Raw genomic sequence first — 25,355 nt, forward strand, 5'->3', positions numbered from 1 at the left:
CAGCGTTTGTCTCCAGTTAAGGCGAGGGTACACAGGCTATGAAGAAAATAACCGCGAGGCAGCGCCAGATCTTATGGATCCTCTTGGGTGTTAACGAAGAGATCACCGCCGCTGAAATTGCTGAGTCTACCGGAGTGAGCGTGAGAACCGTTCACCGGGAGATGGAGGATATAGAGCAGCTGCTGGGGGAGTTTGGGCTCGATCTGATCCGGAAATCAGGAAAAGGCATCGCTTTGAGCGGCCCTGAACCGGCTCTTGCGGAGCTGCGCCTGTTTTTGCGGGAAGAAAAGCCTGCCGAGTATTCCGGGGAGGACCGCAAAATCTATGAGCTCTGCTCGCTGCTGGAGGCTGAAGAGCCGGTAAAGCTGTTCGCGCTGGCCCATTCACTTAAGGTTACAGTGGCTACTATAAGCTATGATCTGGATGAACTGGAGCCGTGGGTCCGCAAATTCGGGCTGGAGCTGGTCCGAAGGAGAGGGTATGGAGTAGAGATTACAGGGCTTGAGGCCGACATACGCCGGGCCATCTGCCGGCTGGCTGCCGAGCATCTGGATCTGTCCGATCTGGTGGGCCATACTCCGCAGACCGAGAGCAACCCGGTCTTCCGCCTTCTGCTCACGACAGTCGGCAAATCCAATCTGATGAGCGTGGAGAGTCTGTTGTGGGACATGGAATGGACATGGACTGCGGAGCTCCCCGAAATTGTCTACATGGAGATGCTGCTGGGGCTGGCCGTGAGCACCAGGCGGATCGAAATCGGCCGGGGAATGGTTAGCGGCGAAGAAGCCGGGCACTCCCGGATCTCCGATCACCGTAACATTACCGGAGCCGAGCAGTTCGTGAACCGGCTGGAGACAGCGCTGGGGCAGGAGTTCCCCCGGGCGGAAATTCTCTATTTTGCCGGATTGTTTGACAGGGTACAGGACTCTTTCTCCTCAAGCGGAGTTGCTTACGGTGATATTGAACTGATGGAGATTATATACAGACTTACAGAGAGCGTGGCCAAGCGTACTGGGCTGCCTTTTCAGAGGGACCGTTCGCTTCGGGAAGGATTGCTTGAGCACATGGACCCGGCGCTGAAGCGTATCCGCGAGGGCACACGTATCCGGAATCCGCTGCTTGGACCCATCCGCAAGGATTATGAATATTTATTCGCGGTTGTCCGGGCGGCGGCCCAGGATATGCAGCTGGAGCTTACGATTCCCGACGAAGAGATTGGTTTTCTGGTGATGCATTTTGGCGCATCCATGGAGAGGCTGAACCAGCTCAGGCGCAATGTCCGGGCCATTCTGGTCTGCGCCAGCGGACTCAGCTCTTCCCGGCTGTTGGCCACCAGGCTGGCCAAAGAAATGCCGCAGATCGAGGTGCTCGGCAACATCTCCTGGTATGAAGCTGCCCGTCTGCCGGATGTGGACTATGACCTGATTATTTCAACGATTGATCTGCCGATCGACAAGGAACGCTATATCAAAATCAGCCCTCTGCTTACAGCGGAAGAGATAGAGAAGCTGCTGAATTATATTCAAAATATAACATTTAAAGAGCAGGATACAGCCACACAGGGGGAATCCGTTAAGGCCAGCCGGGATGAGGCCGCTCTAAGCCGGTTAAAGAGCTACAAAGGGACATTGGATGAAATGGTCAGCCTGCTCGACCGCTTCCGCTTCCATCCGCTCGACAACAGCGGCCTCTCATTACCCGGGACGCTGGCCAGTATGCTTAGTCTGCTGAGTGGCAGCGGTGTAGTCGGTGATGCCGACATTCTCCTGGAGCGCCTGCTGGAGCGGGAGCGGATGGCCAGCCAGGTGATCCCGGATACAGGCCTTGCACTGTTTCACACCCGCAGCAGCCATGTCATTATGTCTTCTTTGACGCTGTACCGGCTGCGACAGCCCGTGATTTTGGAGGGCGGAACCGAGGTTCGTGTCATTCTGCTTATGCTTGCCCCGCGCAGGCTGTCCAAGGAAAGTTTGGAGGTACTCAGCGAGATCAGCGCCCTGCTGCTGAATTCAGAGCTGGTCAAACTGCTGGAGGAACGGACGGAGCCTGAGATCAGACGATATTTATCGTCAGAGCTGCTTCATTTTTTCGAAAATAAAATGTGAAAGCGAGAGAAACCATATGAATATACTGTCTGAGAACAAAGTTATTATGAACGGTGCCGCCAAAGATAAATATGAAGCGATCACCATGGCCGGAAAACTGCTTGTCGATGCTGGACACGTTACGGAGGAATATGTGCCGAAGATGCTGGAACGTGAAGAAGTGGTATCCACCTATATGGGCGGAGGCCTTGCTATTCCTCATGGCACCAAAGAAGCCAGACCTTTTATCAAATCTACCGGATTGTCTGTCATCCGATTCCCGGACGGCGTGGATTTTGGCGGAGATGAGCCTGCATTTGTGGTAATTGGCATAGCAGCAGCCGGTGACGGGCATATGGAAGTGTTGACGAATGTGGCGATGATCTTCACGGAAGATGACGCCATTGAACGGGTTATGAACGCACCTACACCTGCTGATGTGATTGCTATTTTTGAAGGGGGATTGGAATAATGAAGGCTGTTCATTTCGGTGCCGGCAACATCGGCAGGGGGTTTATCGGCTTGCTGCTGTCGCAGGCGGGTTATGAAGTATGCTTCGTGGATGTCAATGAGGCCTTTGTATCCCAGCTTAAGGAGCGCAAAGAGTACCCGGTGACTTTGGCCAGTGAAGGCCAGGAGACGGTTATTGTCAAAAATGTAACTGCGCTGAGCAGTGTCACACATGCGGAGGAAGTGGCAGCGGCTGTGTCGGAAGCCGATCTGGTAACGACGGCAGTCGGGGTCACGATTCTTAAGCATATTGCCGGTGCAATCGCGGAAGGCATCCGCAGACGGGTGGCTGTCTCCTCAGCTCCGCTGCATGTGATCGCCTGCGAAAATGCCATTGGCGGCAGTGCCCAGCTCAAAGAGCTGGTATATGCCAAGCTGGACGGGGAGTCCCGCGCGAAAGCGGATGCGTCCGTTGCTTTTCCGAATGCCGCAGTGGACCGGATTGTGCCGCTGCAGCAGCATGAGGATATTCTGAAGGTAGTGGTAGAGCCTTTCTATGAGTGGGTTATTGACTCTTCGCAGATGATTCCAGGATATATTCCAGTGGAGGGCGTTCATTATGTGGAGAACCTGGAGCCATACATTGAGCGCAAATTGTTCACGGTGAATACAGGACACTGCTCTGCGGCTTATCTCGGTTATCTGCGCGGGTATGAGACGATCCAGCAGGCTATGGCCGATGAGGCTTTGACTGCACAGGTGCGTGAAGTGCTGGAGGAAACCGGTGCAGTACTGATTCAAAAGCATGGCTTCGATAAAGCGCAGCATAGCAAGTATATCGATAAAATCCTTGAACGCTTCCGCAATCCGGCGCTGACCGATGAAGTATCCCGTGTAGGCCGCTCACCGCTGCGCAAGCTGTCACCGAACGACCGTCTCGTCTCGCCGGCTCTGCAGGCTTATGACCGCGGGCTTAGCTACACCGCTCTGACCCGTTCCATGGCCGGTGCTTTGCTGTTTGATGTGAAGGATGATCCGGAAGCCGTTGAGCTTCAAGCCGCGATTGCAGAGCTTGGCGCCGAAGCTGCGGTAACGAAATACACTGGCCTTGCCGCTGACCATGAGGTACATCAGTCCGTAATGGCAGAGTATAACAAATTGAAATGATTGTTCGATAAATAGGGGTTTTGCACTTCCGGCAGCTTATGTGGCCGAGGCGCAAAACCCCTTTTATTATTGAACGTGGAATAGATCAATACATAGGCTTGTTGCTCTTTCTGGGAAACCTTGCATGTAGAACTCACTCCCAACAGCTTTCGTTAGGCAGGGGGAGTGACTACCGCTTAATCAGATGGACCCAAGCCGCATCGGGAGAAGTCGGCTTAAGGCTTCCGCCGGTCGGCTCCACGGTCAGCGCGATGTTATCTGCTTCCCCCAGCTGGCTGCCTTTTACATACAGATGGCCTTTGGTTTCTTCAATCCGGACCAGTCCAAGCGTGTTCCGGCTGCCATTCTTCACAGCCCAGGCCTGGATAGAGAGGCCGTCGCTGAGCGCGACATCCTCGATCAGCACGAACAGCTCTCCGGAGCTGCCGTTGTACCATACATTGCCGGAGAATTGGTCCTTCCGGCTCCAGTCCAGCGGATACGCTACGGTCTCCGGCCTGTTCAGCACGGCCATCGCCTGAGGCTCATAGCTGCTCACATAGCGGTTGCGTTCTGAGCGCCCGTCCCGCTCGGTTCCGGCCAGGCCCAGGAGCATGATGCCAACGGCGCAGCAGAGGGCTAGCGCCGCTGCCCCGCGCCGGTAAGCGGGACGCAGGTTGGCTAGTCTACGCCGCCAACCTGTCCACCGGACGCGGCGTCTGACATTCCGCCGCACCGAACCTGACGGATAGAGAGGGTACTGCTGTTCAGCAGAGACAGAGAGAGGTTCGGATTCTGCGGAACAGGTCGGTTCTCCGGCTGACTTTGTACCCGCTAGACCTTCATCTTCATACGGTGCTGGCTGTGCAAGCAGCGGCAACCAGGTGTGGTATCGTTCACGGCAGACTGGGCACTCTTCCAAATGGAAGCCCATCTCTGCCCGCTTGTTTCCCTGGATGTCATTTCCGATCCAATCGATCCATTCCTCTTCGCTGTAATGGCGGAAGGGGACAAGCGGGCCGCTGCCGTTATGCGGGTATTCAGAATTATCGTTTCTGTAACGGTTCATGGGAGGAGTCTCCTTCCGGCTGCTCGATCCAGCCTTGCTTGATGAATTGCCTGCGCATATTGGCAACGCCGTATTTGATCCAAGATTTCACCGTGCCCAGCGGAACGCTCCAGGAATCTGCAAGCTCCTGATGTGTGTGTGCGGCGTAATAGGAGCCGAGGATCGCCTTCTTCTGGTTGACCGGAAGCGTCTGCAGCGCATGGCTCAGTGCTTCGTGCTGGAGCCTTCGTACCGCAGCATCCTCCTGTGGCGACGCATCCGGTTCACGGCGCAAAGTCTCGGGATCGGCAATCGGCTCTGTCCGGGACTTCCGGCGTTGTCTGTCGATGCAGCGGCTGCGCGTCATCACTGCCAGCCAGGCCTTGATCGTGCCGCGAGAAGCGTCATAGGCACCTCCCTTTCGCAGGACCTCCAGAAAAATATCCTGGCAGATATCTTCTGCTTCCATCCAATCCTGAGTCTGCCTGTAGGCGATCTGCATGATGAAAGGCGCATAGCATCCATAAAATTCATCAAACGCGGCTGTAGAGCCTTCGCACATCTGTGCCAGTGCTTCGGTCATTGCCTCGTTGTGGGGATCCATCGCTCGTGTTCCTCCCTTAGCAACATTCTTCGGTTCATATCTGAGAGATTGAAGCTCCGCCGTTCATTTTTTAGCTGTCTTTTCTTCTTTGTACCACTAAAATAATTTTTTTAAAAGACCTTCAAAAATATATTTTCCACAGTAAATCCAAAGCCGGTTTTCGTTCGTATCTTTATCGGATGAACTACCGAAGGAGGAATTATTGATGTTGAAACGATGCGGTAAACCACTGGCTGCACTGATGATTCTGCTGCTGACGGGCCTGGTCTGGAGTTCAAATGCGGGATTGCCTAGAGCGGCGGCTGCAGGAGCAGTGGAGCTGTACACCCCTTATGTTGAGTTGTCTGCGGCACCTGGAGAATCGGTGACTTACCCGGTGGATGTAATCAATCATGGGGCTGCTACGCAGAAGGTTGGATTGTCATTTGACGCAGGAGGGAACTTCTGGAAGTATGAGCTGACCGCAGGTGGACGCCAGGTTCAGCAGCTCGCCGTCAAGGGCGGGGATACACAGAGCGTCAACCTTCAGCTGGAGGTGCCGCTGGAGATTAATAAGGGAAGCTATACCTTTGCGGTTAACGCTCCGGGACAGGATTCTCTGAAGCTTAAAGTCAACGTTTCCGAGCAGGGGACCTTCAAAACCGAGCTGGCGGTCGATCAAGCCAATATGGAGGGGCATTCCGATACCACTTTTACGTATAGTGCGGTGCTGCGGAACCACACGGCACAGAAGCAATCCTACGCGCTTGCGGCACAGGGGGCTGACGGATGGGATGTGCGGATTAAGGCAGACGGCAACAGCGTAACCTCGGTAGAGCTGGAAGCCGGAGCAGAGAAGAATATCAGCATTGAAGCCAAACCGCCGGAACAGGTGAAGGCGGGCACCTACAAAATCCCGGTAACTGCAACAAGCGGCTCTACTCAGACTAAGGCGGAGCTGGAGGCCGTGGTTACGGGAACCTACGGCATTCAGCTGAGCACCTCAGACAATCTGCTGAGCACAGATGTGAAAGCAGGCGGTGAGCGGCGGATTAATCTGGTGATTACCAATACGGGCAGTGCACCGCTAGAGGATGTTTCACTCACCTCGCAAGGTACGCCAACAGGCTGGGAGGTTTCCTTCGATCCTTCTACCATCCGTTCGATTGCACCCGGAGCAACGGCTACAACGCAGGCCGTTATCAAATCCAGCAGTAATTCGCTGCCGGGGGATTATGTGGTCAGTCTTAGTGCCGCTTCTGCAGCCAAATCAGCAACAGCCGATCTGCGGGTTACAGTGAAGACCTCTGTATTCTGGGGCTGGATTGGTGTGCTGATCATTGCCGCTGTCATTGGCGGGATTTATTACCTGTTCCGCAAATTCGGAAGACGGTGAGCTTATGGATACAAATATCGAGCAGCGCTTATTAACGGGAACAGCAGATACGGGAGATTATTCTGTTAACAACGGGAATATATCATCTGTTATTGAATTGAACGGTCTGACGAAGCGGTATGGCAACTTCACTGCCGTAGACGGCCTAAGCCTTTCGATCCGCAAAGGAGAGGTTTTTGGGCTGCTGGGTCCGAACGGTGCCGGCAAGACAACAACCATTCTAATGATGCTTGGCCTGACGGAGCGTACCTCCGGCAGTGCGTTAATCTGCGGGTATGATCCTGCCCGCTATGCGCTTCAGGTCAAACGCCGAGTGGGATACATGCCGGATGATATCGGCTTCTACGAAGACCGTACCGGCTTGGATAATCTGATCTATACGGCACGGCTTAACGGGATTGAAGTAGAGGAAGCGGCCCGGAGTGCAAAACGGCTGCTGGAAAAGGTCGGTCTGGCCGGCAGCGCTCGTGCCAAGGTGGGTACCTACTCCCGGGGGATGCGTCAGCGGCTGGGTCTGGCCGATGTGCTAATCAAGAATCCCGAGGTCATTATTTTGGATGAGCCGACACTGGGCATCGACCCTGAAGGGGTGAGAGAGCTGCTGGTGCTAATTTCTGATCTGAGCCGGAATGAAGGCATTACCGTACTGCTCTCCTCCCATCAATTGCAGCAGGTGCAGCAGATCTGTGACCGGGTGGGGCTGTTTGTCCAAGGCCGTCTCATCGCCTGCGGGGATATTGCAACGCTGTCCAGGGAGCTTAATCAGGAATTGCGCTTCGAGGTAGAACTGGCGGTTCAGCCATGGAGCGGGGAACTGGCTGGACGTCTTGAGGCTATCGAAGGCGTGCTAAGGCTCGAAACAGAGGAGTGGAAAGGGGAGAATGCGCCGCCGGGCAGCATGCTGGTGACACTGATCTGTGACCGGAACCTGACCTCGGCAATCGCCGACCAGGTGATACACAGCGGTGCGGAGCTGCATTTCATTACCCGCAAGGAATTTGGACTGGATGAGATTTATCACCGTTATTTTGAAAGGAGGGAGGAAGGATGATGTCCATAAAAGCACAAAATGCTGCAGCGCCACTGCGCGTGGGCTGGTTCAGGCTGCGTGCTTGGCTGCAGGGTGGCAAATCCCCCGAAGGTGTAAACAACAGACAGGGAGAAAGCGAAGGCGGCAGCAGCACGGCCTTTTGGGTTATGGTGCAAAAGGAGATGGGGGATCATGTCCGCAGCTGGAGGTTTACCATCCTGATCGGCATTATTGTACTGGCTTGTATCGGCTCCATTTATTCCTCCATCAGTTCCATTAAGAGCGGGGGACAGGAGGATCAGGGTACAACGGCTTTTCTGTTTCTAAAAATGTTCACCCTGTCGAGCAGCACCCTGTCCATTCCGACCTTTACCACCTTTTTATCCTGGCTGGGTCCGCTGATTGGCATCTCGCTGGGGTTCGACGCAGTGAATTCGGAGCGGAATAAAGGCACCCTTGGGAGGCTGCTCTCGCAGCCTGTCTACCGGGATGATTTTTTGAAGGCCAAGTTCACCGCCTCATTGCTGCTCATTGCCGTTGTGGTATTTTCTTTGGGACTGCTGGTAACAGGATTGGGTCTTCTGACGATCGGTTATCCGCCCACTCCGGAGGAATTCTGGCGCATCCTGTTCTTCCTGATCATCGCCACGGTCTACATTGGTTTTTGGCTGAATCTGTCCATCCTGTTCTCGATCCGGTTCCGCCAGGCAGCCACCTCCGCATTGTCGGGAATCGCCGCCTGGCTGTTCCTGACTTTATTCTACAGCATGATTATCAGCCTGATCGATAGTGCTACCGCTGTGTCTCAGACGGCTTCCGTCAGCGAGCAGCTCCGTCATGTCCACTTCATTCTTGCTCTGAACCGGCTCTCGCCAACGGAGCTGTTTTCGGAGACCATCACCACATTGCTCTCCCCGGGTGTCCGTTCCCTTGGGCCACTGACTATGGATCAACTGGTTGGTGCAATCTCAAGTCCGTTGTCTCTAGGGCAGAGCCTATTGCTGGTCTGGCCGCAACTGACGGGTCTGCTTGCGGCTACCGTACTCTGTTTCGGACTGTCCTATTACCTGTTCATGCGCCAGGAGGTGCGTTCGCGGAACTGATTGGAGGCATTCATATCTATACAAAACGGGCTGGCCGGGAAAGATCATTCCCGGTCAGCCCGTTTTACAATTACCAAATCTCATAACATCTCTGCCGCTTCGCAGCAGTAAATGATCTTCTGCGTAAGCCAGCTACCCAGAAATTAGCTATTCTCGAGGATGGTCTGCAGCGTTGTGCGGTCCAGCCCTTCCACCAGCTTGATCAGCAGTTCTTTGGCCGCAGCGTAATCATCGCTGTGAATGACGGAGGATGCGGTATGGATGTAGCGGGAACAGATGCCGATAACGGCAGACGGTACACCGATACCGCTAACATGTACTTTACCGGCATCAGTTCCGCCCTGCGAGACGAAATACTGATACTTAATTTTGTGGGTGTCTGCCATATCCTGTACATATTCAATCAGTCCCCGGTGCGTGATCATTGTCGGATCATAGATACGCAGCAAGGCCCCCTGACCGAGATGTCCAAAAGCCTGGCGGTCGCCGGTCATGTCGGCAGCTGCGCTGGCATCCAGGCCGAAGAAAATATCCGGCTGTAGCAGATTTGCTGCGGTCTGCGCTCCGCGCAGGCCAGCTTCTTCCTGTACCGTAGCCCCTGCAAAGACAGTGTTCGGCAATTTCTTCCCGTGCAATGCCTGAACCAGCTCAATCGCCAGCCCCACGCCATAGCGGTTGTCCCAGGCTTTGGCCATTATCTTCTTGGGATTGGCCAGGGGAGTGAACGGACAGATCGGAAGAATTTGTTGACCCGGAGCTACGCCAAAGCTTTGTGCTTCTTCAAGGCTGTCCGCGCCGATATCGATGTACATTTTACGGATATCGCCCGGCTGCTTGCGTTCTTCGTCGCTCAGCAAGTGGATCGGAGTGCTGCCGACCACACCTGTCAGTACACCTTTAGGGGTAACGATCTGCAGCCGCTGTGAAGCCACTGCCGAAGCCAGCCAGCCGCCCAGCGGCTGAAAGCGGATCATACCCTTGTCGGTAATGCCTGTAACCATAAAGCCGACTTCATCAAAATGTCCGGCCACCATGATCTTCGGGCCATTCTCTTCCCCGCGGAGGACACCGAACAGGCTGCCGAGGCGGTCCTGTACGAACTCATCAGTATAAGGTGCCAGCGCATCCTTGACGTAAGCACGCAGTTCGCGCTCAAACCCCGGTGCGGCGCGGAATTCAGTCAGTGTTTTGAATAGTTCTAATGTTTCTGGATTCATTGTACAATTCGCTCCTTTACTATCATCTAGTATGAACATTGCGGCGTCAATTGTCCATGATTGGAGGGCAAAATGAACACCGGGCCCTAGGGATCCGAATATTATGAAAGCAGCGGCTCAAGCACGCAGGAGCCGGGAAAGGAAGCGAAGCGGATGAGGGTAGCAGGAACCGTGCCCCGGGCCAGGGGATTCGGCTTCTCCGGCAGGGTGCGCAGCCGGGAAATGCACCGCAGAAACAGCCTGCGGCATATTGCAGAGCGTGAAGCTGTGCTTGTTGTGATTCTGTTTTTGCTGCTGATTGTTGTACTGCTGTATTTTACCTGAGCTGGCGGGACATAACGAAACCGGAAATGGAGAAGAATAAGGAAAAACTTCTAACGAAGCATATTCCGGGAGGGAGAGACTGAATCTGTAATACAGGTCATCCCTTTCGCATCTTTTTCAGGAGGTGTCCCCTTGTGCCAGCGAAAACGAGAAAATCCGGTGTCAAGCTGCGGCTTGATACCTTGACTCCGGCGGATTATGAACAATTGTCCAAGCCTTACGTTCCCAGCCGGCCGGTGTTCAAAAACTGTGTCCGTGCTTTTTTGTCCGGCGGGTTGATCTGTGTGATTGGACAAGGCATTCAGGAGGCTTTTATGGCTATTTTTGATATGACCGCACGTGAAGCCTCAAGCCCGATGGTGGCTGTGCTGATCCTGCTCTCCGTCATTCTGACCAGCTTCGGGGTCTATGACAAGCTTGCGCAATGGTGTGGAGCCGGGACGGCAGTTCCTGTCACCGGATTTGCCAACAGTATGTGCTCCGCAGCTCTTGAACACCGTGCAGAAGGTCTAGTCCTTGGGGTAGGTGCGAACATGTTCAAGCTGGCCGGTTCGGTTATAGTGTTCGGCGTAGTCGCCGCTTTTATTGTGGGCGTGATCTATGCCATCCTTGGCCTTGGAGGTGGACATTTGTGAGGCAGCTTGGCAGACAGACCTGGGAGTATACGACCCGGCCCGTTATTCTTGGCTCCTCTGCAGTCGTCGGCCCGGAGGAAGGGGAGGGTCCGCTGACTTCGGATTTTGATTATATTTACGACTCGCTGAAGATGGGAGAGAAGACGTGGGAGAAGGCAGAACGTGCCCTTTTTGAAAAAGCCGCCAAGCTGGCACTGATGAATGCATCGCTGGATCAGGATAAATTGGAGTTTTTTGTCGGCGGTGATCTGATGAACCAGATCATCAGCAGTTCTTTTGCCGCAAGAAAGCTTGGGGTGCCTTATCTTGGCGTATTCGGAGCCTGCTCTACATCCATGGAGAGCCTGGCCATTGCTGCGATGATCATCGATTCCGGCGGCGGCCAATACGCTCTGGCGGGAACATCCAGCCATAACTGTACAGTGGAGAAGCAGTTTCGTTATCCAACGGAATATGGCTCGCAAAAACCTCCCACTGCCCAGTACACAGTAACCGGCTCAGGATGTGCGGTTGTCGGGCGTAATGACGGAACAGCGGAAGGACCTCATGTAGTTATGGCAACGATGGGACGCATTATGGACCTGGGTCTCAAAGACCCCTTCAATATGGGTGCGGCCATGGCTCCGGCTGCTGCAGATACAATAACAGCCCATTTTCGCGATACTGCGCTCTCCCCCGGCCACTATGATCTGATTGTGACTGGAGACCTGGCTACGGTAGGGCTGCCGATTGCCCAGGATTTGCTGGCCAAGGAAGGCATTCCTATGGAACAGACGACTTTTAAGGATTGTGGCTTAATGATTTATGATCTGGACAAGCAGAAATATGTGATTGCCGGAGGCAGCGGCTGTGGCTGTTCGGCAACTGTAACTTATGGACACATCCTCAACCGGATGAAAAAAGGCGAGTTAAAGCGGGTGCTGGTTGTGGCTACTGGAGCATTGCTCTCGCCCCTCTCATACCAACAGGGAGAGAGCATTCCCTGTGTAGCCCACGCCGTGGCCCTGGAGATGGGGGGTGACAGAGCATGATCTACTTGTGGGCTTTTCTGATCGGCGGCGCAATCTGTGTCATCGGACAGTTAATGATGGATGTGCTGGCGCTGACACCCGCCCATACCATGAGTACGCTTGTAGTCGCCGGAGCGCTTGCTGATGCGTTTGGAATATACGATCCGCTCGTGAAATTCGCTGGCGCCGGTGCTGGTGTACCGATCACCAGCTTCGGGAATTCACTGGTGCATGGGGCGCTGACCGAGCTGGAACGGGAAGGCTGGATTGGAGTGGTTACTGGAATATTTCAAGTAACCAGTGCAGGAATCTCGGCAGCTATAGTGTTCTCTTTCCTGGCTGCGCTTGTTGTGCGCCCGAAGGGCTAGAGCAGTGCAAAAGTGCAAATTTCTTTTAGGGCCGTCATTAGACGGTCTTTTTTTTTGCGTAAAGAGGAATAAAGGAGGCGAATTGATTCTATTTGCAGTTAAAAAACTGTCGAACAATGACGATATAGAATTTAAAGAATAGATTCAATATATGAAGACGGGGGAAGTGTAACTTGCAGAATCAAAGATTTACCGAAATTATTTGGATGAGAAACAAGATTATTCTCTGTGCTTTTTGGGTTGTAACGCTAATTGGCGTGATTCTGGCATTTAAAGTGCCGGAGTTATGGACTACAAGTGCTCTTGCGGTTCCCTTAAGTGTGGTTTTAACTGTACTTCATCTGAAGAAAAAAGGAACACTTGTCCTGCCTTGGGTGTATACCGTTATTCTGACAGTCCTCGCCATTTATATGAATCAGGGTTCGGATGAATTTGGGACTTCACTGCTCCTGTGCTCGATGCTGCTGTTTTATCCGAGCTATCAATATTTTGCGATAACCGCTGGCGCAAATGCTGTCAATATTTTCATTCAGATCTTTTCGGGCCACTCCGACGCTGGTGCGAATCCCGGTTTTATGGCGTATGTAGGCGGTTTTGGGATATTTGTCCTAATCTGCGGTACCATGCTCGGTGTATCGATTGTTAACCGCAAGCTGTTTTTGCAAAGTGAACGGCATCAGCAGGAGGTTGAGGCTTCCGGCTTACAGGTGAAGTATATGCTGGACCGCGTCAAAACGGCGGTTGACGGATTGTATGCTTTTACCGGGAATTTCAAAGAGGAAGTGCAGATGGTCGATGCCATCACCAATGAAGTTGTGATCGGGTTTCAGGAAGTATCCAAAGGCATTGAATATCAGGCCAGCAGCATCGCGGAGATTACCGAGTCCATCTCGGTGTCAGATCAGCATATCCGCGATGTCGCCGGCTATTCCCAGGAAATGAAGCAGCTGTCTGCTGACACAGCAGAGGTGAGCGAACAAGGCAGCAGCAATGTCTCCTTGCTCACAGGGCAATTCACCGAGCTGGGTGAAGTGATGAACCATACCTCGGAACAGATGAAGGAATTCTCTCAGCGGAGTCTGGATATGCATTCGATGCTGGACGGAATCATGCAAATTTCTCGGCAGACCAATCTGCTGGCACTGAACGCTTCTATAGAGGCGGCACGCGCCGGGGAGCATGGCCGGGGGTTCGCCGTTGTGGCTGGAGAAGTGCGCAAGCTGGCCGAAAACTCTGCACATATTACCGATTCCATCAGTGAGGTGCTCGCCAGTCTCCAGCAGCAGACCGAAGGGCTGATCTCGCAATTTGAACAGAGCCTTGAGATTCTCCGCACAGGCAGTGAGTCTGTTCAGAGTACGGAGAAGGTGTTCGAGTCTATCCAGACGAACGCTAACAGGGTGCTGGTACAGGCCGGGGATGTAGAGCAAAGCTCAGCAGGCATGAAGCATTTCTCGGAGAAGGTTGTTAGTGAAATTACCGAATTCTCCAGTGTGACCGAGCAGTCCAGTGCCGCAACGGAAGAGATTCTGGCCGGTGTGGAGGAGCAGCGCAATATTACGCATCAAATGGTGGAGAGCTTCAAGCAGCTGGAGAGTCTGATTGTAGGGTTGAACGATCTGGTCTCGGGTAAAGGTGAAGATTCTAAGTAAGAATAGAATAGGTAAGATTCTAAAGCCGGCTGGGGGAAACCCTGTTCGGCTTCTTTTTTTCGTGGAGGCTCTAATAATGTACTTTGGGGTCCCTAATCATGTAAAATATAATTATTATAGAACATGTATATATTGCTCATTCTGACATAGGAGGTTTACCCTATATGCCCGTACGTCAAGAATCCATGCAAATTATGAACGCTGTACGCAATAATCTGGAATCCTGCATCCTTGGTAAATCATTTGAGATAGAGCTGCTGCTCACCGCTCTCCTTGCCGGCGGGCATGTCCTGATTGAGGATGTACCCGGAACGGGCAAAACTCAGCTGATACGGGCCCTGTCCAGATCCATGTCGGGGGAATACCGCCGGATTCAGTGCAACCCTGATATCCTCCCAAGTGACATTACCGGTGTCTCGGTCTATCATCCGCGCGATGAAATGTTCCATTTCCGTCCGGGTCCGGTCATGACCAATATTCTGCTTGCCGATGAGATTAACCGTGCCACTACCAAAACACAGTCTGCACTGCTTGAAGTAATGGAAGAAAGAAATGTTACGGTTGATGGAGAGACTTATGCGCTTCCGCATCCCTTTATGCTGTGTGCAACGCAGAACCCGATTGATTTTGAAGGTACGTATACGCTGCCGGAAGCCCAGCTTGACCGTTTCATGCTGCGGATCAGCCTTGGTTATCCGGATGCGGACACTGAGAAAAATCTGCTGATGAGCCATCAGCAGGGCCAGCCGGTGGACAGGCTGACTCCAGTGACAGGAATGGAAGAGGTGGCTGCGATTCAGGAAGAGATCCGTTCCATCTACATCAGCGATCCTGTACTGAACTATCTGCTGGATGTCGTCCGGCAGACCCGGGAGCATCCCCTGGTACTGCTTGGGGCAAGTCCCCGGGCTTCCTTATCGTTCATGATGGCCTGCAAAGCCTATGCCTTCCTGCAGGAACGCGATTATGTGCTGCCCGATGATGTGAAGATTCTTACGCCTTATGCCTTGGGACACCGTATTCTGCTGCGGCCGGAGTCACGTCTGGATAACGTCAATGTAGATTCGCTGCTGCAGAAGCTTCTTCAGAGCATTCATGTGCCTGTCACGATGAGGCAGTAATATGAGAAGCTATCTGTCTGGGGCGGCCGCGCTACTTCAACCCCGCAAAATGGCCGGCGTTCTCGCCATTTGGGGCATCACACTGCTTTATGTGCTTTTCCAGGGCGGCAAGACTTCCTTTATGCTGTTTATTATGGTCACCGTGCTGCTGCTTTACTTAGTTATCGGAGGCCTGGGCGGTGTCCGCCGTGCAAGAGGCACCCGTAACCTGTACTCGGAGCAGGACAAGCCTGATTTGATATATGCAGGCGGGTTCCTTCGTGTGAAGCTGAACATCACTATTCCCGGCTTTTTACCCTTGCCGTATGTAGTGGTGAGAGAAATACTGAAGCGCCACAACGGAGAATCGTGGATATTCGAGGAAAGTATCATCCCCAGCTTGAATGGCCGGGGAGAACTGCATTTCCAGACACCAGCACTGGAGCGGGGCCATTATACCTTTGAAAGTACGGAGATTCTTGCCGAGGACATCTTCGGGCTCGTGGAGCACAAGGGGACTTTTCAGGCAGAGGGCCAGTTCCGTGTGCTGCCGCGTTCGGTGTTTGTATCGCGCTGGCAGTTATATGAACGGAGAGCCCGGCTGGCCGGGCCCCAGGCTTCTCTGGTTCCCTCCCGCCGTGAGACTACGCAGATTAACGGTGTGCGCGATTATGTCTATGGTGACCGGCTGACCCGCATTCACTGGAATGCAACGGCGAAGACAGGTGACTGGAAATCGAAGGAATTCGAACATGAATCGATTCCCAAAACCGTACTGGTACTCGATGGAAGTGCAACGGCTTATGGCAGCTCCAATCATTTCGAGCTTGCTGTTTCCATCACTTCCTCCTTGCTGGGTTATGGGATTCGGGAACGGATTGGCATCGGCCTATGCTGTCTGGACAAAAACACCAAAGTGTTCACCCCTGCTGAAGGCAGTGCTGAACGCCAGAAAATGATCCAATATTTGATCGACATCAACGCGGAGGGCCGCGGACCGCTGATTACCAGGCTGGAGAAGGCTTCCCGGATGTTCCCCAAAGGCTCCTATTTTGTCCTGATCAGTCCCCAGTCGGGCCAGCCTGTGCTGGATGTGCTGCGCTGGGCGGAGAGCCGGGGAATGACACCTTCGCAAATTTATGTGCGCAATCCGGCTGCCATGAACCGTACCCAGGAATGGATGAACGTGCTGGGATCACGCGGTGTTACGGGCTACAGCGTCAGTACACTGCAGGAGCTCCCCGCTGTGCTCGGAGGTGACAAAGTCATATGATACGCTGGTGGAACGGAATAAAATCCTCTTGGCACCATTCCTTCAGCCTGCTGTGGCTGATGGTAATTGCCCTCCAATGGATTTCTTACACAGAGACTTACTGGCTTGAAGTGACTACCGCGTCCGTGCTTCTGGCACTGGTAGCAGTGGCGGTAATTGAAATCCTTTTACCTGTCAAAGTGATCTATCGCCTGCTGTTTGAAGCTGCGGCTGCAGTATTCCTGACCTATCGGATGATCCTTCATTACGCCGTGTACGTTCCCGATCCCTGGAGTCCTGGTCTGCAAGACAGGCTGCCGGATATCCTCTCGAATCTGGCGCCATATATCTGGTTTGCTTTTGGAGCTGTGGCCTTGCTTCTTATCTCTTCTTGGTGGGTCACCTCGAAAGCGCGGATTCTGATGTTTACCGGAATGAATATTGCGGCATTTGCGGCGCTGGATTCCTTTACTTCTTCTATACTATGGCAGGAAGTTGCATGGACGGTTTCTGCAGGGATGGGTTGGCTGGTGACCCAGCATTTAAGAAGCTTTCAACTGCATTACCCGCGCGGCTGGACTCATTTGCTGCAATACCCTTTCAAAATTGCTATTAACGTAGCTATTATCTTCTCTCTTGTGATCATTACCGGTGTGAATATGCCTGATGTACGTCCAACGCTGACTGATCCGTATACGGCATGGCAGGAATGGAACGGCAATGGAGGTAACTCAGGCTCCGGCCGCACCGGCTCAGCTGATAACGGAATAGGAGCGGCTTCTACTGGAAGCACAACTTCCGGTTACAGTACGGATGACAATAATCTCGGTGGAGGCTTCAACTTCGATTATTCGCCGGTGATGACGGTGAACTCGAATCTGCGAACGTACATGCGCGGAGAGACACGCAGTGTATATTCCGGTAAAGGCTGGAGTGATGATGACCGTGAAGACAGAGGGCCTATTACTGAGGCGGAAGTCGGGCAGAAGCTTGACAGATATAAGGCATCCAAGATAAAGACCAGAGAGCTGAAGCAGACTGTAAAGGTGCTTGGGGGCAATTCTTATCCTGCCATCTTCGGAGGCTACTCCATCTCGGAAGTGAATTCGGTGAATGGACAGGATACAAGCGGCAACCTGTTCTGGAGAAAAGAAGGCAGCGAGCTACTATGGGAATCTGACGAGAACAGCAGGGCTTTTCCCCGGGAATATGTAGTGACCTCGCAGGTGCCGGTTGTTCCCGTTCAGGAGTTGAACAGACAGACTTACGAACAGCTGTATGGAGGGGCTGAGATTGACCAACAGTATCTGCAGCTGCCGGATAACTTCCCGAAACGGGTGAAAGAGCTGGCGGAGAAGGTTACAGCCCAGGGAAAAACGCCTTATGAGAAAACAGTCCTTCTGCAGCAGTACCTGCAGCAGAGCTTTCCATATACCAACCAGCCCGATCTCTCACGGCGCAAAAGCAAGGATCTGGTCGAAAGCTTCCTGTTCGAAATTATGGAAGGGTATTGCGACTACTATTCGACTGCGCTGGTTACCATGGCCCGTTCCCTGGATATTCCAGCCCGCTGGGTCAAGGGCTATGCGCCGGGTGAACAGGCGCAGCTGCCGGACAACCTTGCTATTCAGCAGGGAAGTGATCTCATTAACAACAATTACACGATAACGAATGCAGATGCCCATTCCTGGGCTGAGGTTTATTTTGGGGAGTATGGATGGGTTCCGATCGAGGCTACTCCCGGCTTCACGGCACCGCTGCTGACACAGAGCCAGGAAGCCGTACCTGAAGAAACTGCGGCACCGGAAGAAGAACAAAGCCGTCCTGAGCCCGAGAAGGTGAACAAACCATCACAGGAGCAAGGTTATCGTCTGGGAACTTGGGGGGTAGCCGCTTCAGCCGTTGTGCTTTTGTCCTGGACAGGCTTTGTGCTCTGGCAGCGCCGCTTCAGCCTGCGCTTCTTCATACAGCGTCTGCGCTACGGCCAGCCATTGTCTCCGGTTCAGAAAGTTGAGGCGGAAACCGCGCGCTGGGTAAGGTATGCACGCAGAAAGGGCATGCTTAAGGAAGAGCATGAAACGCTGCGCGAATCCGTTGATCGCTGGAGCCAGGAACGCCCTGCAGCATCCGGTAATCTCACGGCTCTTCTGCGGATGTTCGAACGGGCAAAGTACAGCCCTGAGGTTATTGAAGACAAAGACTGGCGCAACGTGTATACTGAAGCTTTGCGGCTGCGCACAAGCATCAAGTCCGGCAAGTAGCGGCAGAAGCGCGGGAAAGGCCGCTCCGGATTCATTTGCGAAGCGCAAAGAGTATGATATAGTTTTTCGTATGAAATCGAGGTGAAACGTATTGTTTGAAAGGTTAATACCCAAACTCCGGGTGAATACGGTATTCGACATAGCTCTGGAAGAGCTGTACGCTCTTGGATACCGCGGCATCATTACGGATCTGGATAATACGCTGGTCGGCGCCAAAGCGCCTCTGGCTACTCCGGAGCTGCTGTTATGGTTCGCGAAGGTGAAAGAGCTGGGATTCAAGCTCATCATCGTATCAAACAATAACATGGACCGGGTGTCACGCTTTGCAACGCCGCTTAATATTGAGTTCGTACACCAGGCACGCAAGCCCAGCAATACTCCATTTCTAAAAGCCATGAAGCAGATGGAGCTTAAGCCGGAACAGACCATTGTCGTCGGCGATCAGTTGCTCACGGATGTATATGGCGGCAACCGTCTGGGGCTGTACACGGTGCTCGTGCTCCCCATCTCCGTGAAAGATGAAGGGATCGGCACCAGATTCAACCGCCGGGTGGAGCGCATTGCAACCACACGGCTTCGCAAGCAAGGATTGTGGCACGAGGAGGATAAACCTGAATGAATTCAATGAATGAATCGAAGCACCCTGAGAAATGCAGCGGCTGCGGCATTAAGCTGCAGACTACGGACAAGGACATTCCGGGATATATTCCGGAGGTGGCTTTTGAGCGGGAACCCGTGATTTGCCAGCGCTGTTTCCGTATCAAGAACTACAATGAAGCCTCTTCCGTCTCGGTGGATCAGGATGAATTTCTGCATCTGCTGAGCGGAGTTGGAGAGAAGAATGCGCTTGTCATTCATATTGTTGATCTCTTTGACTTTGAAGGCAGCCTGATCTCCGGTCTGCAGCGCTTCGTAGGCAACAACCCTGTCATTCTGGCAGTGAACAAAAGCGATTTGCTCCCCAAGGTGACCAACTGGAACAAGCTTCGCAACTGGATGCAGCAGCGCTGTAAGGATCAGGGCTTGCGGACTGCAGAGATTGTTCTATGCAGCGCCAAGCGTAATCAGGGGTTTGACCGGCTGCTGGAGGCAGTCACTGAACTGAGAGGCCAGCGGGATGTATATGTTGTCGGTGCTACCAATGTCGGCAAGTCTACGCTGATTAACCGGTTGATCTCTGATTACAGCGATCTGGAGCAGGAGCTGACCACCTCCCGTTATCCGGGAACCACACTTGATATGGTGAAGATTCCTCTGGATGACGGACACTACATCATTGACACCCCGGGGATTGTATATCCTTGGCGGTATAGTGAGCTGGTGGAACGCAAAGACCTGGGGGCAGTAATGCCCGAGAATCCGCTGAAACCGGCGGCTTATCAGCTGAACGAGGGGCAGTCGCTGTTCTTCGGCGGCCTGGGCCGCTTTGACTTCGTAAAAGGTGAGCGGCAATCCTTCACCTGCTACATCAGCGGAACGCTGAAGATTCACCGCACGAAGCTGGAACGTGCCGATTCCCTCTATCAGGAGCACCGCGGCGAGCTGCTGTCTCCGCCGGGAACCGCTGACATGGACAAGCTGCCGCAATGGCAGCGGCACGAGTTCCGCATCGGCCGGAACAGCCAGACGGATCTTTTCATTTCCGGGCTGGGCTGGATTAAGGTGAACGGCACAAGCGGTGCAGTTGTAGCGATTCATGTTCCGCGGGGAATCAAGGTTCTGACCCGCCCATCGCTGATCTGACTTAGAGGAGGGTGAATAAGCTGTGGCAAGCGCAAACAGCGATTACAGGAACAAGGAGATATTGCTTGGGGTAATGGGTGATCCCATTGCCCACTCCAAATCCCCGGTTATGCATGGAGCGGCCCTGAAGGCGCTCGGGATATCCGGGGCTTATGTGCCGCTGCATATTGTCCCCGGTCAGCTGGGTGAAGCCATTCAAGCTGTTCGTACCCTGGGATTCCGCGGTGTGAACGTGACGATTCCGCATAAGGTTGCGGTAATGGAATATATGGACAGGCTGGATGACAGCGCGCTTGCTGTTGGCGCAGTCAATACGGTGGTCAACGATGATGGTGTGCTCACCGGATATAATACGGACGGCATCGGATATGTACGCTCGCTGAAGGCGGAGGCTGCACCCGAATTGTCAGGCACACGCATTCTGGTCATAGGTGCCGGAGGAGCGGCAAGAGGTATTGTTGCCGCGCTGCTGAAGGAGCATCCGCAGGAAGTGATCATTGCCAACCGGACCGAGGATAAGGCGAAGCAGCTTGCTGCGGCCTTTCAGGCAAAAGGTACGGTCTCAGGTATCGCAATGCATGAAACCCCGGTTCATATTGCCGGGATGGATATTGTGATCAATACCACCTCTGTCGGTATGTATCCCCACATGGATGCCACACCCATTGATCCTGCTCTGCTCCATGAAGGGATGATCGTTAGTGATCTGATCTATAATCCGCTGCATACCAAGCTGCTAACGGAAGGACAGAAACGGGGCTGTATCATTCATGGCGGTCTTGGCATGTTCGTCTATCAGGGAGCATATGCGCTGGAGTATTGGACTGGACAACATGCGCCGATAGATATCATGCGGCAGACGATTATGGAGTGTCTTGGGGATACTTATACTAATTAGTTCGCTATATTTAGGGTAATAATATTTGTTAATTAAGGAGCTTGTTCATTTATGTTAACTGGAAAACAAAAACGCTATCTCCGTTCGCTTGCGCATCATCTGGATGCGGTATTTCAAGTCGGTAAGGGCGGTGTCAACGATCATCTGATCCGCCATATCGAAGAGGCTATTGAAAAGCGTGAACTGATGAAGATCAGCGTGCTGAATAACAATGCGGATGATCCGAAGGAAATCGGCGCTGCCCTTGCAGAACAGTCGGGTTCCGAGCTGGTGCAGGTTATCGGCAAGACCATCATTTTGTACAAGGAATCACGCGACAACAAAACCATCGAACTGCCCCGTTAATACGGCTCCCGCAGCTTGCGGGGAAGTGCAGTATACCCTGATTATAAGAGGAGGTAAACCTCTTGAGAGTTGGAATAATGGGAGGGACCTTTGATCCTCTTCATATCGGCCATATGATGGCAGCGGAGACCGCGAGGGAATCCTATGCGCTGGAAGAGGTATGGTTCATGCCCTCGCATATCCCGCCGCATAAGCATGAGGCAGGGGCATCGGGTGAGGAACGGCTGGCCATGGTTGAGGACGCTGTAAGGAGCCATGCCGCGTTCGGGATACTGGACCTGGAAATTGTCAGAGGCGGTGTCTCCTATACGTTCGAGACCATCACCATTCTGCAGGAGAAATTCCCGCAGCATGAATTTTTTTTCATTGTCGGAGCCGATATGGTCCAGTACTTGCCGAAATGGCACGGGATTGAAGAGCTGGTTCGGCGTCTGACCTTTATCGGAGTAGGACGGCCGGGAACCCCACTCGATCTTACGGCGCTGCCCGGTTTCATTGCCGAGAAGGTGCTCCTTGCAGACATGCCGCTTGTAGATATCTCTTCAACGATGCTGAGAGCCAGAGCCGCTGAAGGCAAGTCCATAAGATATATGGTGCCTGATGCTGTATACGATTATGTTCAAAGGAGTGGATTGTATGGCATTCAGCCGCGAAGCGCTGATTGAAGCTGTCTCCGCCCAGATGCCCGACAAACGCTGGAAGCATACCCTGGGCGTGATGGAGACATCGGTGAAGCTGGCAGAACGTTACGGCGGGGATCCGGTCCGGGCGGAGACAGCGGCGATCCTCCATGATGTGGCCAAATATTGGCCGGTGGAACGAATGAAGGAGATCATTGAACAGAATGGGCTGTCCATCGAGCTGCTAAGCTACGACAAGCAACTGTGGCATGCCGAGGTTGGCGCATTTGTTGCCGAGCATGATTATGGAATTACCGATCCTGAGGTGCTGGATGCGATCCGTTACCACACTTCAGGACGTGAGGGAATGGGCCTGCTGGAGAAGATCGTCTGTCTGGCTGATTACATTGAGCCGGGTAGGGATTTTCCGGGAGTGGAAGATATCCGTAAGTTGTCCAAGGTAAGCCTGGAAGAAGGGCTGATCGCAGGATTTGACTCCACCATCAGCTTGCTGCTCCAGAAACGACGTATCGTGTTCCCGCTGACCGTGCTGTCCCGCAATGACTTAGTAAGAATAATGGAGGATAAAATATGAGTGTAGAATCTGGCAAGCTTTTGCAATTGGCCCTAAAAGCCGTCGAGGATAAAAAAGCAATGAACGTGGTCGCTCTTGACCTGCGCAGTGTGTCGCCCATCAGTGACTATTTCGTCATCTGCCACGGGAATTCCGATACGCAGGTTCAATCCATTGCCACTGAGGTGCGCAAGGTTGTTCATGAAGCCGGGGGGGTTATCCGCGGCATTGAAGGCATGGATTCCGCCCGCTGGGTGCTGATGGATCTGGGCGATGTAATCGTGCATGTATTCCACCGCGACGAGCGGGAATATTACAACATTGAGCGCCTATGGTCCGACGCCAAGGTTGTGGAGACCGTATGAGTCTGATTGCCGGAACGACGGTTACTCTGGAGGTTCTGCGTGAGGTATCCCCTTACGGCTACTTTCTGGGTGCTGGTGATCAGGATGTGATGCTGCATTATACAGAGCTTGTCGGCAGTAAGCCGAAGAATGGCGATAAGGTTGAAGTGTTTATCTTCTTCGATACAGAGGACCGCCTGGCGGCTACGATGAAGAAGCCATATTTGACCTTGGGTGAAATGGCGCTGCTGGAAGTGGCGGACATTCACCCCCGTCTGGGCTGTTTCCTGGAGATGGGACTGGGCCGGCAGCTTCTGCTGCCGATCCGCGAGCTGCCAGAGCTGATTGAACTGCGCCCGCAGGTGGGTGATAAGGTTTTTGTGCTGATGGAGCATGATAAGCAGGGTCGGCTTCGCGCCAAGCTTGCAGGCGAGCAGGAGCTTGCACCGCTGGCATTGCCTGCACCAGAGTCCTGGATGGGCCAGACTGTAAAGGCAAGAGTATACAAGCCGCTCCAGATGGGCACGTTTGTACTTGTAGACGGCGGTGTGCTGGGCTTCGGGATCATAGGCATGGTGCATTCGTCTGAGCGCAACCGGTTGCTGCGGCTAGGCGAGGAAATCGAAGCCCGGGTCTCCCATATCCGTGAAGATGGCCGCGTCAATCTGTCGATGTCCCAGCGTAAGGAAGTGGGCCGGGATGTCGATTCCGCAGCACTGCTGGACTTCCTGAATGAGCGCCCTGGCGGGGCGATGCCTTATTCCGATGCCACGCCTCCCGACATCATCAAGCAGCGGTTTGGCATCAGCAAATCGGCATTCAAGCGTGCGCTTGGCAAGCTGATGAAGGAAGGGCTCGTGACTCAGAAGGAGAACTGGACCTATCTGGTCCGTAACGGGGAAGATGGAACGGATCAGAGTCAGACCAAGAATGAACAAGAGCCTGAAGAATAATATGCCGGAAGCTGAAGGTCAGCTTGCCTGCAGTGTCATTTACAGAAAGTCGGTGTAGCCAGTGTCTTCCTATGGTAAATTTGCTTATGTGTACGATGAGCTGATGGCGGATATGCCCTACCCGGATTGGCTGACCTTTGCAGAGACAGCCTGGAGCAAGTACGGCAAGCCATTGACGGTTGCGGAGCTGGGATGCGGAACCGGAAGCATTACCATTCCGCTTGCCGCTGCCGGCTACCACATGACAGGAATTGATCTGTCCTCAGATATGCTGTCTGTGGCCCAGATGAAGATGGAGCGTCATCCTCAGGGACGACGCTTTCTGCGTGAGGGCAGTGTCCGCTGGGTACGGCAGGATATGAAAGAGTGGGAGCTGCCGGAGCTTGTCGATTCGGTGATTTCCTTTTGTGATTGCCTAAACTATGTGCTGGAAGAGCAGGACGTCCGTTCCGTATTTGAACAGACCTATGCCGGTCTTAAGCCGGGAGGAAGCTTCCTGTTTGATGTGCATCATCCTAATACACTTATCCGTTATGAGGAGGAGCAGCCGTTTGTGCTGGACGAGCCTACGGTATCCTATATCTGGACTTGCGAAATGGATGTACCCCGCCGTGAAATTGAGCACCATCTGTCCATCTTCGCCCGTGAAGATGGAGGAAGCGGCTTATACCGCCGTTTTGAAGAGACTCACATCCAGCGGGCGTATGATCCCGAGTGGATGACGGAGGAGTTGCGCAAGGCGGGCTTCAGTGAGGTAAAGGTCTACGCTGATTTTGAATGGGTGGAGGCCGATGATAGTGCCGGACGGCTGTTTTATGTAGCTGTGAAATAAATACTTAGTATATAAGGTCCTTACCTGTCTCAGGGAAGGGCCTTTTTGGTGTTTGCAATTGGATGGGAACACATGAGGATTTCTCGTAAAAAAACCGGCTCTGTACGAATACAGGGCCGGCATCTTTCAACCTTTTTCAGCGGTGCTCGAACAGATCAATGGCTCCCAGTACGATGTGGGCTAGGCCAAATCCAAGAATGCCTGTAGCGGCCATCTTATACCTGCTGCCAAGAAAAGCTGCGCTAGAAGCAGTTACTACAGTTCCAAGAACGGTGGGAATCATACCTTCACGCATTCGAAACACTCCCTTTTACCTGGATTGAAAGACCTAGTTAGTGTGGGCTAAGGGGTGGATATTTATACTGCGGATAGAGTGGCTATCTTCTT

General features: G+C 53.2%; 27 protein-coding genes. 23 read left to right on the forward strand and 4 right to left on the reverse strand.

Features of this window, described 5'->3' with window-relative positions; genetic code table 11:
* The first annotated feature begins 38 nt into the window (after window positions 1–38).
* From ACAN54_RS21225 to ACAN54_RS21235, 3 genes are read left to right on the forward strand one after another with little or no spacing between them, the layout of a single operon-like run.
* Complete coding sequence (locus ACAN54_RS21225; RefSeq protein WP_379160057.1) at window positions 39–2,105, forward strand: BglG family transcription antiterminator; 2,067 nt, start codon at window positions 39–41, stop codon at window positions 2,103–2,105.
* A gap of 16 nt (window positions 2,106–2,121) precedes the next feature.
* Window positions 2,122–2,556 (forward strand): PTS mannitol transporter subunit IIA, encoded by a 435-nt coding sequence (locus ACAN54_RS21230; protein WP_379160060.1) that lies wholly within the window; start codon window positions 2,122–2,124, stop codon window positions 2,554–2,556.
* The gene (locus ACAN54_RS21235; protein ID WP_379160063.1) at window positions 2,556–3,701 is read left to right on the forward strand and encodes a mannitol-1-phosphate 5-dehydrogenase; all 1,146 of its coding nucleotides are present in this window, start codon (window positions 2,556–2,558) and stop codon (window positions 3,699–3,701) included. The genes ACAN54_RS21230 and ACAN54_RS21235 overlap by 1 nt, the downstream gene beginning before the upstream one ends.
* Window positions 3,702–3,870: 169 nt before the next feature.
* Here ACAN54_RS21235 and ACAN54_RS21240 read toward each other — a convergent pair whose 3' ends face one another.
* Entirely contained in the window at window positions 3,871–4,749 is an 879-nt protein-coding gene (locus ACAN54_RS21240) for an anti-sigma factor (RefSeq protein ID WP_379160066.1), read from the reverse strand.
* Window positions 4,727–5,332: an RNA polymerase sigma factor gene (locus ACAN54_RS21245; RefSeq protein ID WP_379160069.1), complete on the reverse strand. Its 606-nt coding sequence runs from the start codon at window positions 5,330–5,332 to the stop codon at window positions 4,727–4,729. The genes ACAN54_RS21240 and ACAN54_RS21245 overlap by 23 nt, the downstream gene beginning before the upstream one ends.
* Before the next feature lie 205 nt (window positions 5,333–5,537).
* On the opposite strand from ACAN54_RS21245, the gene ACAN54_RS21250 reads away from it, so the two are divergent.
* Genes ACAN54_RS21250 through ACAN54_RS21260 form a run of 3 tightly spaced genes read left to right on the forward strand, consistent with a single transcriptional unit; the run spans window position 5,538 to window position 8,840 of the window.
* Window positions 5,538–6,707 (forward strand): COG1470 family protein, encoded by a 1,170-nt coding sequence (locus ACAN54_RS21250; protein WP_379160072.1) that lies wholly within the window; start codon window positions 5,538–5,540, stop codon window positions 6,705–6,707.
* Between the two features lie 4 nt (window positions 6,708–6,711).
* The gene (locus ACAN54_RS21255; RefSeq protein WP_379160075.1) at window positions 6,712–7,758 is read left to right on the forward strand and encodes an ABC transporter ATP-binding protein; all 1,047 of its coding nucleotides are present in this window, start codon (window positions 6,712–6,714) and stop codon (window positions 7,756–7,758) included.
* Entirely contained in the window at window positions 7,758–8,840 is a 1,083-nt protein-coding gene (locus tag ACAN54_RS21260) for an ABC transporter permease (protein ID WP_379160078.1), read from the forward strand. The genes ACAN54_RS21255 and ACAN54_RS21260 overlap by 1 nt, the downstream gene beginning before the upstream one ends.
* Window positions 8,841–8,983: 143 nt before the next feature.
* Here ACAN54_RS21260 and ACAN54_RS21265 read toward each other — a convergent pair whose 3' ends face one another.
* Entirely contained in the window at window positions 8,984–10,057 is a 1,074-nt protein-coding gene (locus ACAN54_RS21265; RefSeq protein WP_379160081.1) for a M42 family metallopeptidase, read from the reverse strand.
* 153 nt (window positions 10,058–10,210) lie between these two features.
* Here ACAN54_RS21265 and ACAN54_RS21270 point away from each other — a divergent pair, with 153 nt between their 5' ends.
* The 17 genes from ACAN54_RS21270 (at window position 10,211) to ACAN54_RS21350 (ending at window position 24,968) form a co-directional block, all read left to right on the forward strand.
* Window positions 10,211–10,381 carry a hypothetical protein gene (locus tag ACAN54_RS21270; RefSeq protein ID WP_379160084.1) on the forward strand — a complete coding sequence of 57 codons (171 nt, stop codon included), beginning with the start codon at window positions 10,211–10,213 and terminating at the stop codon, window positions 10,379–10,381.
* 134 nt (window positions 10,382–10,515) lie between these two features.
* Window positions 10,516–11,016 carry a stage V sporulation protein AC gene (spoVAC, locus tag ACAN54_RS21275; protein WP_379160087.1) on the forward strand — a complete coding sequence of 167 codons (501 nt, stop codon included), beginning with the start codon at window positions 10,516–10,518 and terminating at the stop codon, window positions 11,014–11,016.
* Complete coding sequence (spoVAD, locus tag ACAN54_RS21280; RefSeq protein ID WP_379160090.1) at window positions 11,013–12,047, forward strand: stage V sporulation protein AD; 1,035 nt, start codon at window positions 11,013–11,015, stop codon at window positions 12,045–12,047. Before spoVAC ends, spoVAD begins: the two co-directional genes overlap by 4 nt.
* Window positions 12,044–12,394: a stage V sporulation protein AE gene (spoVAE, locus tag ACAN54_RS21285; protein ID WP_379160093.1), complete on the forward strand. Its 351-nt coding sequence runs from the start codon at window positions 12,044–12,046 to the stop codon at window positions 12,392–12,394. Before spoVAD ends, spoVAE begins: the two co-directional genes overlap by 4 nt.
* Window positions 12,395–12,567: 173 nt before the next feature.
* Window positions 12,568–14,046, forward strand: a complete 1,479-nt coding sequence (locus tag ACAN54_RS21290; protein WP_379160096.1) for a methyl-accepting chemotaxis protein — start codon at window positions 12,568–12,570, stop codon at window positions 14,044–14,046.
* Between the two features lie 164 nt (window positions 14,047–14,210).
* On the forward strand, window positions 14,211–15,167 hold the full coding sequence (locus tag ACAN54_RS21295; protein WP_379160099.1) for an AAA family ATPase: 957 nt from the start codon (window positions 14,211–14,213) through the stop codon (window positions 15,165–15,167).
* A gap of 1 nt (window position 15,168) precedes the next feature.
* Entirely contained in the window at window positions 15,169–16,419 is a 1,251-nt protein-coding gene (locus ACAN54_RS21300) for a DUF58 domain-containing protein (RefSeq protein ID WP_379160102.1), read from the forward strand.
* Window positions 16,416–18,659, forward strand: a complete 2,244-nt coding sequence (locus tag ACAN54_RS21305) for a DUF4129 domain-containing transglutaminase family protein (protein ID WP_379160105.1) — start codon at window positions 16,416–16,418, stop codon at window positions 18,657–18,659. The genes ACAN54_RS21300 and ACAN54_RS21305 overlap by 4 nt, the downstream gene beginning before the upstream one ends.
* 91 nt (window positions 18,660–18,750) lie before the next feature.
* The gene (locus tag ACAN54_RS21310; protein ID WP_379160109.1) at window positions 18,751–19,278 is read left to right on the forward strand and encodes a YqeG family HAD IIIA-type phosphatase; all 528 of its coding nucleotides are present in this window, start codon (window positions 18,751–18,753) and stop codon (window positions 19,276–19,278) included.
* A gap of 5 nt (window positions 19,279–19,283) precedes the next feature.
* A complete protein-coding gene (gene yqeH, locus ACAN54_RS21315) occupies window positions 19,284–20,402 on the forward strand; it encodes a ribosome biogenesis GTPase YqeH (protein WP_379160908.1) in 1,119 nt (372 codons plus the stop codon).
* A gap of 22 nt (window positions 20,403–20,424) precedes the next feature.
* The gene (gene aroE, locus ACAN54_RS21320) at window positions 20,425–21,300 is read left to right on the forward strand and encodes a shikimate dehydrogenase (RefSeq protein WP_379160112.1); all 876 of its coding nucleotides are present in this window, start codon (window positions 20,425–20,427) and stop codon (window positions 21,298–21,300) included.
* Between the two features lie 51 nt (window positions 21,301–21,351).
* Window positions 21,352–21,645 (forward strand): ribosome assembly RNA-binding protein YhbY, encoded by a 294-nt coding sequence (gene yhbY / locus ACAN54_RS21325; protein WP_019912522.1) that lies wholly within the window; start codon window positions 21,352–21,354, stop codon window positions 21,643–21,645.
* A gap of 62 nt (window positions 21,646–21,707) precedes the next feature.
* Window positions 21,708–22,310 (forward strand): nicotinate-nucleotide adenylyltransferase, encoded by a 603-nt coding sequence (locus ACAN54_RS21330; RefSeq protein WP_379160115.1) that lies wholly within the window; start codon window positions 21,708–21,710, stop codon window positions 22,308–22,310.
* Window positions 22,282–22,860, forward strand: coding sequence for a bis(5'-nucleosyl)-tetraphosphatase (symmetrical) YqeK (yqeK, locus tag ACAN54_RS21335; protein ID WP_379160118.1), 579 nt, complete (start codon window positions 22,282–22,284; stop codon window positions 22,858–22,860). The genes ACAN54_RS21330 and yqeK overlap by 29 nt, the downstream gene beginning before the upstream one ends.
* Window positions 22,857–23,204: a ribosome silencing factor gene (rsfS, locus tag ACAN54_RS21340; RefSeq protein WP_379160121.1), complete on the forward strand. Its 348-nt coding sequence runs from the start codon at window positions 22,857–22,859 to the stop codon at window positions 23,202–23,204. The genes yqeK and rsfS overlap by 4 nt, the downstream gene beginning before the upstream one ends.
* Window positions 23,201–24,136 (forward strand): CvfB family protein, encoded by a 936-nt coding sequence (locus ACAN54_RS21345; RefSeq protein ID WP_379160910.1) that lies wholly within the window; start codon window positions 23,201–23,203, stop codon window positions 24,134–24,136. The genes rsfS and ACAN54_RS21345 overlap by 4 nt, the downstream gene beginning before the upstream one ends.
* A gap of 61 nt (window positions 24,137–24,197) precedes the next feature.
* Entirely contained in the window at window positions 24,198–24,968 is a 771-nt protein-coding gene (locus ACAN54_RS21350; protein WP_379160125.1) for a class I SAM-dependent DNA methyltransferase, read from the forward strand.
* A gap of 136 nt (window positions 24,969–25,104) precedes the next feature.
* Here the strand turns inward: ACAN54_RS21350 and ACAN54_RS21355 are convergent, their stop codons facing one another.
* The gene (locus tag ACAN54_RS21355) at window positions 25,105–25,263 is read right to left on the reverse strand and encodes a hypothetical protein (protein WP_025705470.1); all 159 of its coding nucleotides are present in this window, start codon (window positions 25,261–25,263) and stop codon (window positions 25,105–25,107) included.
* Window positions 25,264–25,355 lie beyond the last annotated feature (92 nt).

This window comes from Paenibacillus diazotrophicus, assembly GCF_042610465.1.

Coding starts and splice junctions, on each gene's coding strand:
- ACAN54_RS21345 (WP_379160910.1), top strand. CDS start 23,201: ATGAGTCTGATTGCCGGAACGACGGTTACTCTGGAGGTTCTGCGTGAG.
- ACAN54_RS21295 (WP_379160099.1), top strand. CDS start 14,211: ATGCCCGTACGTCAAGAATCCATGCAAATTATGAACGCTGTACGCAAT.
- yqeH (WP_379160908.1), top strand. CDS start 19,284: ATGAATGAATCGAAGCACCCTGAGAAATGCAGCGGCTGCGGCATTAAG.
- ACAN54_RS21255 (WP_379160075.1), top strand. CDS start 6,712: ATGGATACAAATATCGAGCAGCGCTTATTAACGGGAACAGCAGATACG.
- yqeK (WP_379160118.1), top strand. CDS start 22,282: ATGGCATTCAGCCGCGAAGCGCTGATTGAAGCTGTCTCCGCCCAGATG.
- ACAN54_RS21230 (WP_379160060.1), top strand. CDS start 2,122: ATGAATATACTGTCTGAGAACAAAGTTATTATGAACGGTGCCGCCAAA.
- ACAN54_RS21235 (WP_379160063.1), top strand. CDS start 2,556: ATGAAGGCTGTTCATTTCGGTGCCGGCAACATCGGCAGGGGGTTTATC.
- ACAN54_RS21300 (WP_379160102.1), top strand. CDS start 15,169: ATGAGAAGCTATCTGTCTGGGGCGGCCGCGCTACTTCAACCCCGCAAA.
- ACAN54_RS21270 (WP_379160084.1), top strand. CDS start 10,211: ATGAGGGTAGCAGGAACCGTGCCCCGGGCCAGGGGATTCGGCTTCTCC.
- ACAN54_RS21265 (WP_379160081.1), bottom strand. CDS start 10,057: ATGAATCCAGAAACATTAGAACTATTCAAAACACTGACTGAATTCCGC.
- ACAN54_RS21250 (WP_379160072.1), top strand. CDS start 5,538: ATGTTGAAACGATGCGGTAAACCACTGGCTGCACTGATGATTCTGCTG.
- rsfS (WP_379160121.1), top strand. CDS start 22,857: ATGAGTGTAGAATCTGGCAAGCTTTTGCAATTGGCCCTAAAAGCCGTC.
- yhbY (WP_019912522.1), top strand. CDS start 21,352: ATGTTAACTGGAAAACAAAAACGCTATCTCCGTTCGCTTGCGCATCAT.
- ACAN54_RS21240 (WP_379160066.1), bottom strand. CDS start 4,749: ATGAACCGTTACAGAAACGATAATTCTGAATACCCGCATAACGGCAGC.
- ACAN54_RS21245 (WP_379160069.1), bottom strand. CDS start 5,332: ATGGATCCCCACAACGAGGCAATGACCGAAGCACTGGCACAGATGTGC.
- spoVAE (WP_379160093.1), top strand. CDS start 12,044: ATGATCTACTTGTGGGCTTTTCTGATCGGCGGCGCAATCTGTGTCATC.
- ACAN54_RS21225 (WP_379160057.1), top strand. CDS start 39: ATGAAGAAAATAACCGCGAGGCAGCGCCAGATCTTATGGATCCTCTTG.
- ACAN54_RS21305 (WP_379160105.1), top strand. CDS start 16,416: ATGATACGCTGGTGGAACGGAATAAAATCCTCTTGGCACCATTCCTTC.
- ACAN54_RS21355 (WP_025705470.1), bottom strand. CDS start 25,263: ATGCGTGAAGGTATGATTCCCACCGTTCTTGGAACTGTAGTAACTGCT.
- ACAN54_RS21260 (WP_379160078.1), top strand. CDS start 7,758: ATGTCCATAAAAGCACAAAATGCTGCAGCGCCACTGCGCGTGGGCTGG.